At 68.1% G+C, this 12,135-nt stretch carries 9 protein-coding genes, 1 tRNA gene and 2 pseudogenes; 4 read left to right on the top strand and 8 right to left on the bottom strand.

The features are described 5' to 3' along the window. Positions 1-107: 107 nt before the first annotated feature. Positions 108-995, top strand: coding sequence for an RNA polymerase sigma factor SigJ (gene sigJ, locus ACIGXE_RS09505; protein WP_399745238.1), 888 nt, complete (start codon positions 108-110; stop codon positions 993-995). Between the two features lie 71 nt (positions 996-1,066). Here sigJ and ACIGXE_RS09510 read toward each other — a convergent pair whose 3' ends face one another. Next, positions 1,067-1,426, bottom strand: a complete 360-nt coding sequence (locus tag ACIGXE_RS09510) for an ArsR/SmtB family transcription factor (RefSeq protein WP_399745240.1) — start codon at positions 1,424-1,426, stop codon at positions 1,067-1,069. Between the two features lie 189 nt (positions 1,427-1,615). Further along, entirely contained in the window at positions 1,616-1,990 is a 375-nt protein-coding gene (locus ACIGXE_RS09515; RefSeq protein ID WP_399745242.1) for a hypothetical protein, read from the bottom strand. 814 nt (positions 1,991-2,804) lie between these two features. Between ACIGXE_RS09515 and ACIGXE_RS09520 the strand changes: the two genes are divergently transcribed. Then, positions 2,805-3,671, top strand: a complete 867-nt coding sequence (locus ACIGXE_RS09520) for a hypothetical protein (RefSeq protein WP_399745244.1) — start codon at positions 2,805-2,807, stop codon at positions 3,669-3,671. A gap of 373 nt (positions 3,672-4,044) precedes the next feature. On the opposite strand, the gene ACIGXE_RS09525 is transcribed toward ACIGXE_RS09520, so the two are convergent. The 4 genes and pseudogenes from ACIGXE_RS09525 to ACIGXE_RS09540 form a co-directional block, all read right to left on the bottom strand. Further along, positions 4,045-4,668 carry a hypothetical protein gene (locus ACIGXE_RS09525; protein ID WP_399745246.1) on the bottom strand — a complete coding sequence of 208 codons (624 nt, stop codon included), beginning with the start codon at positions 4,666-4,668 and terminating at the stop codon, positions 4,045-4,047. A gap of 1,250 nt (positions 4,669-5,918) precedes the next feature. Then, positions 5,919-6,506 (bottom strand): annotated as a pseudogene (locus ACIGXE_RS09530) (relaxase/mobilization nuclease domain-containing protein); the annotation flags it as partial. Continuing rightward, complete coding sequence (mobC, locus tag ACIGXE_RS09535; RefSeq protein WP_399745248.1) at positions 6,507-6,869, bottom strand: plasmid mobilization relaxosome protein MobC; 363 nt, start codon at positions 6,867-6,869, stop codon at positions 6,507-6,509. Positions 6,870-7,224: 355 nt separating this feature from the next. Continuing rightward, complete coding sequence (locus tag ACIGXE_RS09540; RefSeq protein ID WP_399745250.1) at positions 7,225-7,401, bottom strand: hypothetical protein; 177 nt, start codon at positions 7,399-7,401, stop codon at positions 7,225-7,227. 14 nt (positions 7,402-7,415) lie between these two features. Here ACIGXE_RS09540 and xerC point away from each other — a divergent pair. Further along, a pseudogene (xerC, locus tag ACIGXE_RS09545) lies at positions 7,416-8,222 on the top strand (tyrosine recombinase XerC); the annotation flags it as partial. 41 nt (positions 8,223-8,263) lie between these two features. After that, positions 8,264-9,472 carry a hypothetical protein gene (locus tag ACIGXE_RS09550; RefSeq protein WP_399745252.1) on the top strand — a complete coding sequence of 403 codons (1,209 nt, stop codon included), beginning with the start codon at positions 8,264-8,266 and terminating at the stop codon, positions 9,470-9,472. Positions 9,473-9,647: 175 nt separating this feature from the next. Here the strand turns inward: ACIGXE_RS09550 and ACIGXE_RS09555 are convergent. Next, positions 9,648-9,720 (bottom strand) — tRNA-Lys (locus ACIGXE_RS09555). Positions 9,721-9,855: 135 nt separating this feature from the next. After that, positions 9,856-12,108, bottom strand: coding sequence for a DEAD/DEAH box helicase (locus tag ACIGXE_RS09560; protein ID WP_399745254.1), 2,253 nt, complete (start codon positions 12,106-12,108; stop codon positions 9,856-9,858). Between the last annotated feature and the right edge of the window lie 27 nt (positions 12,109-12,135).

Genomic DNA, 12,135 nt, shown 5'->3' on the forward strand with positions numbered 1-12,135 from the left:
GCGTTGCCCCGCGGGGGCCGGTGATCTCACGTACCGGAACGCCGTCACATTCAGGAGCCCCCGTACGTCATCACGATGTGACCGGACGCGAAGGGGAACGACGACCCATGGACATGGACCGCGCCGCCCAGGATCTCCTGGCCGCACGCTTCGAGGCCGACCGCGGGCATCTGCGGGCGGTCGCCTACCGGATGCTGGGCTCGCTCAGCGAGGCGGAGGACGCCGTCCAGGAGGCCTGGATCAAGCTGAACCGCTCCGACGTCAGCGACGTGCGGAACCTCAGCGGCTGGCTGACCACCGTCGTGGGCCGGGTCTGCCTCGACATGCTGCGCTCCCGCGCCTCCCGTCGCGAGGACCCGCTCGAGTACTACGTCCCCGACCCGGTCGTCCGGGAGGAGGGCGGCGCCGATCCCGAGAAGGAGGCGCTGCTCGCGGACTCGGTCGGCCTCGCGCTCCTCGTCGTCCTGGAGACCCTGGCCCCGGCCGAGCGGCTCGCCTTCGTGCTGCACGACATGTTCGCGGTCTCCTTCGACGAGATCGCCCCCGTCGTCGACCGCACCCCGGCCGCCACCCGGCAGCTCGCCAGCCGCGCCCGCCGCCGCGTCCAGGGCGCCGCCCCGGCCCCGGCGCCCGACGCGGCCCGCCAGCGCGAGGTGGTCGACGCCTTCCTCGCCGCGTCCCAGGGCGGCGACTTCGAGGGCCTGCTCACCGTCCTCGACCCGGACGTCGTCCTCCGCGTCGACGGCGGGGCGCTCAGCGCGGCCGCCTCCAAGCTGGTCCGCGGCGCCGAGGCGGTCACCGCGCAGGCCCTCACCTTCGCCAAGTTCCGCCACGAGGCCCGTCGCGTCACCGTCAACGGCGCGGCCGGCCTGGTCTCCCTCGTGAACGGGGCCCCGGTCGGTCTGATGGCCTTCACGATCGCCGGCGACCGCATCGTCGAGATCGACATCGTCGCGGACCCGCGGCGCCTGGCGGCGCTGGGCGTCGCCGGCTGACATCGCCGAAGCGCCCCGCCCGGGAGGGGCGGGGCGCTTCGTTCGTGCTCACCGATGACGTGCCTGGTCCGTCATCCCGCGGGCGGATGGATGTCCGCCGGGGTGTCGGTGTGCCGGAGTTCGGCGAGCAGCTCGGTCTGTCCGGCCAGGAGTTCGGTGAGGATGCGGCGGGCGGCGCGCAGGAGTTCCGCGACGTCGCCGCCGGCGAGGGCGTAGCTGACGGTGGAGCCGTCACGGATCGAGACGACGATGCCGGATCGGCGCAGTACCGCCAGCTGCTGGGAGAGGTTGGACGGTTCGATCTGGATCTCGTTCAGGAGTTCGCGTACCGGGACCGGGCCGTTCTGCAGCAGTTCCAGTACGCGGATCCGGACCGGATGTCCCAGCATGCGGAAGAACTCGGCCTTCGCCTGGTACAGCGGCACCTGCATGCGACAACACTCCCACCCGGTTCGACCGTCCCCAGAGCCGGCAACGAGAACTGCCGGTCCTCCGATGTCCCGCTCCCATCATCCTCCCGCCTCCGACTCCGGCCTGCCTTTGCCTGATCACATTCAGATGTGCTGAGTTGAAGACTCTTTCAACTCTTGGGCATGCGGGAGCCGGCGGGAGAAGGACGTCTACAGCTCCAGTGACGCCTCGATGCTCCTGAGTTGGTGCCTGGCCATGGCCAGGTTCGCCCGGTCCTTGTCCAGGACGAGGTACAGGAACAGGCCGTTGCCCCCGCGGCCCCTGAGGAGCCGGATGAGGTGGTACTGGCTCCCGAGCGTGATCAGCACGTCCTCGATGTTGTCCTGGAGGTCCAGCATCTCCATGGTCCGGACCTTCGCCCGGATCACATCGGTGTTCCCCGCCGCGGCCACCGCCAGATCGAGGTCCTTGCCCCCGCCCAGGGTTCCGAGCGCCATCCCGCTCGTGTAGTCGACCAGAGCGACCCCAAGGCTCCCCTCGATCGATGTCATTGCCTCTTTGAGAGATGTCTCAACAGACAGCATCCGTGCTCGCTTCCTCTGCTCTCGAAGACCCCGGCCGATCACCCACCCCGGCCAGGCGATGACCGCAGACGCTACCCATCGGCTTCCGGAACCGCAGGAAACATCGGGAATCCGGCAGGAATCGATCGCCGTGCCCTAGCATTCGCCCTTCGCCTCGACGATCAAGGCGCGCGGCGGTCGGTGGTGGCCTCGGGCCGGCTGGGGCCGCCGAGAGGTCGGCGGAGCGGTCGGCAGAGGGGCCGGCGGGGAGGCCGGCGGAGAGGTCGGCAGAAGGGCCAACGGGGAGGCCGGCAGGCGGTCCGAAAGGCTCCGGAAATGACACCGGCCCCAGGCCAGAGAGTCTCTGACCTGGGGCCGATCGGTAGGCCGTGTGGGACTCGAACCCACAACCAATGGATTAAAAGTCCTGGCTGGGGCCGGGTGGGTGATGCCGGGCGGTGTTGGTCCGTCCGAGGATGCCTGGTCGGACAGGGCGAACGGTGCCGCGCGATCCGGCCGGAACCGGGCCGTGCCGGACCGTCCGCTCACGCATCGCTCACGCACAAGGGGTGCCGCGGCCCAAGGTCAAAACAGCTCCAGACCAACACCCCATCGGATGAATTCAGCATGTGGAGCCCACATCTTCCACCGATCTCACCGGTACCGTCGGCTGCACCCGGTCTGCGGAGGCCCGGGGGGACGTAGCGGGGCACCCGGGTTTCCTGACTCGTCCAGGGTGCGGCGTGCCCACTCTGCGAGTCCCCTCACGTGTCTCCCGATGTGCGAACACGGACGCGACCCTCGCTGACCCGGCAGCGACGAAGGACATCGCGCCATGCCACACACCACGGCCAAGGCTGCCGCACGTATCCGCGCCGGCTTCACGGGAGAGGTTCCCGTCACCGCCCTCCCGGGAATCGCTCGATCCGGCGGATTGGGGCTGGATCACTGCACCCCGGAGCAGACCGAACTGCGCGCTCTGCTGGCCCTCGCCTGTTTCAACCACGGAGAGCTGGCCGCGCCTCGACTGCGCTGGCGGGTGGGGCAGATCAGCGCGTACGACCCAGTCATCTCTCCGCGATTCGATCACCTCGTGCTGATCGTCAACGCCTGCGACAACGTCGCCCTCCGCCTCGTCGGCAGCCAGACCGACCCCCACATCCCAGGAATGCGGGTTGAGGAGCGCTTGGGCTACCACGTGTGGCGCCTACGGCACCTGCCCAGCGGTGCTCAGATGTACGTCTCCGAGCGAGGCACCCTCACGGCCGGTCGGGGCCGCGCGCGGCGCCTACCGAATCTGCGCCGCCGTCTTGACCTGAAGGAGCCCCTCACTGCCGACGAGTACGACAAGCTCGCCGCCATCCCCGAGATCAGCCCTTCCATGAAGCGACTCCTGGCCGGCATCTGGGTGCGCATGTCACTGCGAGATCCAGATCGTTCCTTCCACCTGGGGGGCGGGGTCATCGATCCGCTCGACCGCAGCACCGAGCGAGCCCGCTGGGCGCCTGCGAGCCGACTGTGGGGGCACCAGGAGCGATGGGACCTCGAATGGCGGGGCTACCCCTTCCCTGCCGACCTCACCGCGGCTCTCACCCACCCCACAGTCGGCATCGAAGGAGTCACGGTGGACCGCACGTCTACGCACAGTTGGGTTATCCGACTCAACCATGCTGAGCTGTATCTGCACGACGAAGAGCTATGAACTTGGGAATCAACCGGCACTTGGCTCTTTATGCGGCCTCTGACCTGGGGGACACCCGATCAGGGAATGCTTTCCGGGAGCCGCGTCAGCCCCTTGTTGTCCGCTGTTTACCGCCCCTACTGGCACGTTATGGCACGCGCCTCGTGAAAAGTCAGGGGTGGTGGACCTTCCTCCCCGACCGCGCATGGTCGGGGCGCTCCCTGTGTGGTTGTTTCGGAAAAGGCGAGAGCCGTCCTGTGTCCACCCTCTAGCGTCTTGCCGGCAAGACGCTGATATCTGGGTTCTCCCGCAAGCAACTGTCTAGTGGATGGAGTAGAAGAGCGTCTCCCTGCTCGCCCTGTAGGGACCCAAGGACCGACGTCGGGTGGGGCTTCTACCGGAAGACGGCCAAGGTCTGGGGGTAGTCATAACTCTCCTCGTATGCGATGACATATCCCGGCTTGGCAGTGATCTGCCATCCCTGAAGAGGGCCTTCGGAGAGAGCGGCGAAAGCCTCCCTGACAGGCGTCTGGCTGGCGATGCGCAAATTTTTCACCGACCGGTCAGGGTAATTCTTCCCGTATCGGAACATGTACGGCAATGAATAGCGAATCGATTGCAGGAGCTGCGGAAGGGACTCCTCTATGATTTCCTGCGGGATGATCCAGTCAAGGTCGATTGGGTACTGAAGGTCGAAGTGGTTTGAGGTCAGCGCGACCCTATCCCTTTGGCGTCCAGGATCCTTACCTCCGAAGCCGTTTTGGTTCCAAGGGTGATCGGCGTATTGGGTGATCAGTCGCTCAGGGGCTATATCGACCAGCGGGGCATCCATAGGAACGAACCGAAACGCCATCTCTTGGATGGATATACGCTGTCGACCAATCAGTTTCCTTTGGGCCTGAAGGATCCGGCTACGCAGACTACGTTCTGCCCGGCCTGCGAACACGGCCTTGTCATTGTGAAACAGTTGGTAGATACCCGCAGAGTCAGGGACTTCTGCCACATTGGCCGTCTCCATGGGAATGGTATCCATTCGGACGAGAGTTTCGCTCAACTGCTCCCTGATGGCCCGTATGACATCGACGCCGAAGGCGGGTACTTCGGGAAGCGAGCGCGGCAGAGGCGTGAGCCGTGGAGTTGCGGGCTCGGAAGCGGAAACCGCTGGTCTGGGGCGTGCTTGGGCAGGGCGGCGAGAGTCTCGCCAAAGGCTGCGGACTAGGTCCAGTTCCCTGGTAGGGGTGCTGCCCGCCAGCGGCGCTAGCACTTGGCAGAGAGCTTCCACCAGTGGCCAGGCAGGGAGTTGTGGCGCCGAGAACGCCATGCGTACCCGCTCATGGCTGGCGGTGATGGGAAAGTCGCCAGCGCTGATCGATTTTGCGATGTCTCGGCTGCTGGGGCACCCGGCTCGGAGATGCAGGTCGTGCAGAGCCTCGTTCAGATCTCGATGAGGGCCTGGCCGAAGCTGAGGCTGATGGAAGACACCCATCGTCAGATCATGTCAAGGACTGTCAAAAATCGTCCAGTCATCTGGGCTGTAGCTTCCATCCCGGATCGTGTCAAAGCTCGTCAGGCTCTGGCAAGACGTGCCTTCCTGACAGCGTGACTGCGAAGACTGGATTAGGAGGCGCAACAACGCGCTGATGCAACTGAGGAGGAGCCATGGCATCGCCCAACGAGGTGCCAACCGCACCACAACGCAGTACGTCGGAAAAACCTACCCGCAGATTCGCGCTTGCGGCGGTTGGCGGTGCATGCTCCGGGGCGACTCGCGCGATCGTAGCCTGGCTCCTCTCCCAGCTTTCCTACCGAGAATGACCGGTGTGAGTGTGAGTGACGCTCTGGGAGTCAGGTAACGAACCGGGCTCCCCGCTCCCGTAGCTCCTGGGCCTCCGGGACTCCGCTGTACCGCCGAAGACGGACGCGCATGTCCTGGAGTGCTGCCTGGACCTTTACTGAGCGGATGCCGTCGGCGCAGTCGAGGAAGTCGTGCCAAGTGGCCATAGCTCCGTCGACGTCGCCTTGGCGGAGGCGAACGCCGCCGAGGTCGGCCAGGACGATGGCGCGGGTGCGGCGGCGGTCGAGGCCGTGGATGTCGAGGGCTAGGTGGAGGTGTTCCTCGGCGGCATCGAGGTCGCCGAGGCGGGCGAGGATCATGCCGGATTCGTGGGCCCAGCGGCCGGGAGAGTAGTGGGCGGCCCAGGAGTCGCCGACTACGGCGGCCAGCTTGCCGATGGCGGTCTCGGACATGGCGAGGTGCTTGGTGGCCATGCGGCGGTCGTCGTCCTGGGCTGCGGCGTTCGCGAGGGTGGCCTCGGCGCGGGTGGGGCGCTTGGCGGCGGTGCGGTCGCCGCGCGGGACCTGGCGGAGCCCGTACTCCTTCTCGATGGCGATGAGTTCCTTGTCGGCGCGTAGGAAGTCGTTCCAGTTGCGGGGTGGGCGGAGGTCGCCTCGGACCTTGGTTGCGACGATGTGGATGTGGTCGTCGGCGTGGCGGACGGCGACCCAGCGGCAGGCGTCGGGGTCGCCGTCCGGGGCGATGCCGGTGTCGTTCAGGACGCGGCGGGCGATGGTGGCCCACTCAACGTCGGCCAGGTGGCGGTCCTCGGGGGCGGCGCGGATCGAGCAGTGCCAGACGTGGCTCCTTGGAGCCTTGTGGCCAGCCTGCTTGACCCGCAGGTCGAGGGCGGTGGCGAGCTGGGCGAGCGTGGCGTCGGGGTCGCGGCCGGGGTCGGGGGCGAAGCCGTCCCAGGAGGCGACGAGGTGGGGGTCGGTGTGCTCGTTTGCCCGGCCGGGCCCGAACAGGTAGTTCAGGACGCCCCGTGTCTTGTGGCCGGGCTTGCCGATCTTCGCGATCATTCAGGCCGCCCAACGGGTTGTGGCGGCCACGTTCGCTGCGGCGTCGACGGCCTTGACCGTGTCCTGGACCAGGGCCACGAGCCTCCTGGCCTCGGCAAGGACGGCGGCGTCCACAGGGTGTGCGTCGCCGCCGGAGTTGAGGCGGTGGGCGATCTGGTTCGCGTTGGTGCCGATCCGGGCGACCTGCTCGCGCAGGGCCGTGTACTCGTCGATCAGGTCGTCGACGGCGGTCCGCTCGGCGGGCAGGGCGAGGTCGCCGTTGAGGTGCGCCATGACGACGGCGCCGACGAAGTGCGCGCCGGCCAGGCCGAGGCGACGGGCCTCGGCGCGGATCGCCTGCTTCTCGGCCGTGCTGTAGCGCACGTCGACACGCTCTTTGCGCTGCACGTCCTGGCGGGCGCGACGGCGGGCGACACGGTGCAGAGCGGCCTCGTCCGCCGCGCGCACACCCCCTGCCCCCGGTGCGCCCTCGCGCCGGGGCTCCGCCGCCTCCGCCACCCCTGGGGCGGAGGCGTCCGCGTTGGACCGACCCCTGGACGGTCCAACGCCATACCTTGCTCCGCCCGGGGCTGGGTGGTTCGCCGACTGTTGGGTGGTGTGCGGGGAGTCGGGGGTGGGCTGTGCGTGCATGGGCGGGCTCTCTGATCCGGCGGGGAGGGTGGGAGTGGCACTCGCCCCGGAGGGTTCCGAGGCGAGTGGCCTGTGGTCGGAGTCGCGGCTACGCGGCGGTCTTGGTGAGCTGCTGGTCGAGCTCGGCCTGGAGCTCGCCCTTGGCCTTCTCGAGGCGTTCGCGTCGGCCGGGCCTGAGGCCCTCGGCGCGGATGGCCTTCTCCATGTGGCGGCGGGAGACGCGGCCGTCGCGTCCCAGGGGAGCGGTGCGTCCGATGGCGATCACCTGTTCGTAGGTGGCGAGCGGGCGCTGGCCGCACTCTCCGTGCGGCCCTGAACTCCGCCATCGCCCAGCAGCTCATCACCTTCAATCCGGCCGCCCACGTCGAGCTGGAGTCCGGCAAGCGCCCCAAGCCGCTGCTGTGGACCGACGAGCGGGTCCGTCGCTGGCGGGAGACGGGCGAGGTCCCCGGCCCGGTCATGGTGTGGACCCCGCAGCAGTTCGGCGCCTTCCTCGACGCCGCCGAAGAGGACCGGCTCTACGCCGTCTTCCACCTCATGGGCACCCGCGGCCTCCGGCGCGGCGAGGCGGTCGGCCAGGACTGGCACGAGACCGACCTCGACGCCGGCCTCATCACCCCGGCCAAGGAGATCGTCGTCGACGGCTGGGACCCGTACGAGTCCGAACCGAAGACCGATGGCAGCGCGGGCACGATCGCGCTCGACAGCGTGAACATCCAGGTCCTACGCGCTCAGAAGGCCCGTCAGGCGAAGGAGCGGAGGAAGGCCGGCGCCGCCTGGCAGGACACGGGCAAGGTCTTCACCAAGGAGGACGGCTCCTGGCTCCACCCGGAGACCGTCTCGGAGACCTTCCGCCGCATCCTCGCCACCACCGACCTCCCGCCCATCACCCTGCGGGACCTCCGCCACGTCTCTGCCACACTCACCCACGGCGCCGGCGGCGACATCCACACGCTCAAGGAGACCCTCCGCCACTCCACGATCACCCTGACCTCCGACACGTACACGAGCCTTCTCCCGGAGGTCGACCGCGCGGTGGCCGAGGCGGCAGCGGCACTGGTTCCTCGCAGCCGTCGCCCTCGCTAAAAGTCAGAACATCTGTCAGTGGTCTGCCGCAGGATGTGTCCATGCACGCTCAGGGGACAGAACGGATCACTCTGCTCACGATGGACCGAGAAACTGGGTCCATCGTTCTGACACGTTCCGATGGCAAGGAAGCACGGTTCCCTCTCCAGCGGTCCCCTTTTGAGGACAGCAGCGCTCTGACGAGGCTGCATGTCTCGGGGTCGTTCGACGCGGTGCTAGCGGTGACGATCCACGGCGACTCGGTCGCTTTTGAGCTACCGACAGCAAACTCGACCGATCCGCTTGGCGGCCGGCTCGTCGTGTACTTGGACCAGAACAAGTGGAGCGAGGTCAGCAATTCGCTGCACGCCCCGGAAAAAGTGAGTCCGGAGAACCGCAGAGCAGCTGCACGGCTGATCCAGCTGGTAAGCGACAGGCACATCGTCCTACCGGCATCAGCCGGTCACTACTCCGAGACTGGGAAGCGGTTCAGCACCGAGAAGCGCTACAAGCTCGCCCTAACTATCCTCCAGCAGAGTCGCGGGTGGCAGATGCATGACCCGCTGGAGGTCAGGCAGCAGGAGATCCGGCACGCGCTGCTCCGACACGTCGGCACCATAGAGACGCCGCAGCCCCCTGCCGTCTTCACCCTCCAGCCCGAGTCCCTGTACTCCGCAACGCGCGGGTACCAGGGCTACAAGGCTCCTGCTGGGCTACCGCCCGAGCACACCCTGGCACTGGAGGCAGTCATCAGTGCCATGGCCTCCATCGACTCAATGCTCGACACAGAGCGGGTGGAACCTGGGCCATCAGTCGGCTGGGCTGCTCAGAACCAGCGATTCAGCGATTGGCTGGATGGGGAAAAGCACCGCGACGGGCAGCAGAAACGGAAGGCGATCGATGCCTTCTTCCTTGCTGATGTACGTGGAGAGCTCGCTGAGGTAGCCCATGCCCTGCAAGTACCGGTCGATCAGTTCGGAACCTGGTTGGAAAGGAAGGCCATGGATGACCTCAGCAGCGCTCCCTCGCTGGGTCTCTTCCGCCAGATGTTCCACACCCGGCACCTCAATGAGAAGACTAAGTGGCGAGCGAACGACTGCACCGACATGGTGTACCTGGGATGCGCAGCAGGATACGCCGACTTCGTCGTATGCGAACGCCACATGCGCGAGCATCTGTCGCACGGCCTGCGTCGTATGAAGATCGGGACTCAGGTCTTCCGTCACCTACATGAAGCGGTCGATGCGATCGAAGATCGCTTGGCTCAGTAGCGATCCTGTCCACTCAGTTGGCCTCCCACCCCGCCTGTGGCCACGTGCACGGGACTCTGCCCTCGCTCACGCACCGCTCACGCAAGCACCCCCGAACGCCGAAGCGCCCCGACCAGCCAAAGCCGGTCGGGGCGCTCCGTAGCAGGTCAGAGGGTCTCCCCTCGCCCGCCGTGCGTAGGCCGTGTGGGACTCGAACCCACAACCAATGGATTAAAAGTCCACTGCTCTGCCAATTGAGCTAACGGCCCGTGGACAAGCACACCCGAGCAGCATAGCCCGACAGCTCCGCCAAACCGATCGGGTATTGGCTCCGGCGCTTCGCGTGGTGCAACGGGCAGGGCCCCCGCCCGCACAGGAGTGCGGACGGGGGCCCTGTCGGTGTGTCAGCCGTTGCGCTTCCAGCGCGGCTTGTCGTCGCGGCGGAAGCCGCCGCCGGACGGGCGGTGGTCGTCACGGCGGAAGCCGCCGCCCGAGGGGCGGTGGTCGTCGCGGCGGAAACCGCTCGACGGGCGGTCGTCGCGGCGGTCGCGGTTGAACGGACGGTCGCTGCCACGGTGGCCGCCGGCGGGGCGGTCGTCGCGACGGAAGCCGCCACGGTCGTTGTCACGGCGCTCGTTGTCGCGGCGGAAGCCGCCCGACGGACGGTCGTTGTCCCGGCGGAAGCCGCCGCGGTCGTTGTCACGGTCGCGGTTGAACGACGGACGGTCGTTGTCCCGGCGGAAACCGCCCGACGGACGGTCGTTGTCGCGGCGGAAACCGCCACGGTCGCCACCGCGGTCGTTGTCCCGACGGAAACCACCACGGTCGTTGTCACGGTCGCGGTTGAACGACGGACGGTCGTTGTCCCGGCGGAAACCGCCCGACGGACGGTCGTTGTCCCGACGGAAACCGCCACGGTCGCCACCGCGGTCGTTGTCCCGACGGAAACCACCACGGTCGTTGTCACGGTCGCGGTTGAACGACGGACGGTCGTTGTCCCGGCGGAAACCGCCCGACGGACGGTCGTTGTCCCGACGGAAACCGCCACGGTCGCCACCGCGGTCGTTGTCGCGGCGCTCGAAGCCACCACGGTCGTCACGGCGGTCGAAGTCGCGGCGCTCCTCGCGGACCGGCTCCGCGGCAGCGGCGGCGACCTCGGCCACGGCGGCCTCGGTCACCTCGGCCACGGCGGCCTCCGGGTCCTCGCCGCGCTCGCGGGCGGCGCGGGCCACCAGGCGGTCGGCCTCGTCGCGGAGCTCGACGGCGCGGCGCTGCAGGCGCTCCAGCTGCTTGGTCAGGTCGGCGACCTCGCGCTCGGCCTGCTTGGCGGCGTTGTTCGCGGAATCGGCCTGGACCTCGGTCAGCGACCGCGCGCCGGTGATCTCGGCCACCTCGGGGTCGAACGCGCCCGCACCGCCGACGATGTGGCGCGAGGCGTCCACGCCCGCGTCCTCCATCAGGCGGAAGATCTGGCGGCGCTGGTGCGGCAGGGCCAGGGAGACCACGACACCGGAGCGGCCGGCGCGGGCGGTGCGGCCCGAGCGGTGCAGGTAGTCCTTGTGGTCGCCGGCCGGGTCCACGTTGAGGACCAGGTCGATGCCGTCGACGTGGATACCGCGGGCGGCGACGTCGGTGGCGACGAGGACGTTGACGTAACCGTCCTTGAAGTCGGCCAGCGTGCGGGTACGCGCGCCCTGGGTCATGCCGCCGTGCAGCGCGTCGGCCTTCACGCCCGACTCGCGCAGCTGCTCGGCGACGCGGTCGGCGCCCAGCTGGGTGCGGACGAAGATGATGGTGCGGCCCTTGCGGGCGGCGATCGCGGCGGTGACCGGGGCCTTGTCCTTCGGCTTCACGACCAGGACGTGGTGGGTCATGGTGGTGACGGCGCCGGCGGACGGGTCGACCTCGTGGGTGATCGGGTTCACCAGGTAGCGCTTGACCAGGCTGTCGATCTCGTTCTCCAGCGTGGCGGAGAAGAGCAGACGCTGGCCGCCGACCGGGACCTGGTCGAGCAGCTCGGTGACCTCGGGCAGGAAGCCCAGGTCGGCCATCTGGTCGGCCTCGTCGAGGACGGCGACCTGGACCTGCTCCAGGGAGCAGGCGCCGCGGTTGATGATGTCGCGCAGACGGCCCGGGGTGGCGACGAGGATGTCGACGCCGCGCTCCAGGGCGTAGATCTGGTTGCCCATGGACGTACCGCCGCACACGACCTTCATGCGGAGGCCGAGCACGTCGCCGTACGGCTGGAGGGCGTCCGCGACCTGCATCGCGAGCTCACGGGTCGGGGTGAGGATGACGCCGCGGGGCTTCTTCTTCTCGGTCTCGCCGCCGGCCAGGGTGGCGAGCAGCGGGAGGCCGAAGGAGAGGGTCTTGCCGGAGCCGGTGCGGCCACGGCCGAGGATGTCCTTGCCGGCCAGGGCGTCCGGGATGGTCGCGGCCTGGATCGGGAAGGGGGTGGTCACGCCATTCTGGGCGAGCTTGCGCACGACGCCCTCGGGGAGACCCAGGTCACCGAAGGTGATCGAGGGGGTCTCGTCGGCAGAGGTCTCGTCGGCCTCGACGGACGTCGTCACGACATCGGCCTCGACGACCTCGACGACGTCGACGATCTCGTCGTTCTCGGGCAGGACAGCGTGATCAGAACTGAAAATGGACATGCGAAATGCGAAACCTTCCGGAGTCTC

This window comes from Streptomyces sp. NPDC053431, from assembly GCF_044544925.1.
Classification (GTDB): domain Bacteria; phylum Actinomycetota; class Actinomycetes; order Streptomycetales; family Streptomycetaceae; genus Streptomyces.

Coding starts and splice junctions, on each gene's coding strand:
- ACIGXE_RS09520 (WP_399745244.1), top strand. CDS start 2,805: ATGCCACACACCACGGCCAAGGCTGCCGCACGTATCCGCGCCGGCTTC.
- ACIGXE_RS09550 (WP_399745252.1), top strand. CDS start 8,264: ATGCACGCTCAGGGGACAGAACGGATCACTCTGCTCACGATGGACCGA.
- ACIGXE_RS09525 (WP_399745246.1), bottom strand. CDS start 4,668: ATGGAGACGGCCAATGTGGCAGAAGTCCCTGACTCTGCGGGTATCTAC.
- ACIGXE_RS09515 (WP_399745242.1), bottom strand. CDS start 1,990: ATGCTGTCTGTTGAGACATCTCTCAAAGAGGCAATGACATCGATCGAG.
- ACIGXE_RS09510 (WP_399745240.1), bottom strand. CDS start 1,426: ATGCAGGTGCCGCTGTACCAGGCGAAGGCCGAGTTCTTCCGCATGCTG.
- sigJ (WP_399745238.1), top strand. CDS start 108: ATGGACATGGACCGCGCCGCCCAGGATCTCCTGGCCGCACGCTTCGAG.
- ACIGXE_RS09560 (WP_399745254.1), bottom strand. CDS start 12,108: ATGTCCATTTTCAGTTCTGATCACGCTGTCCTGCCCGAGAACGACGAG.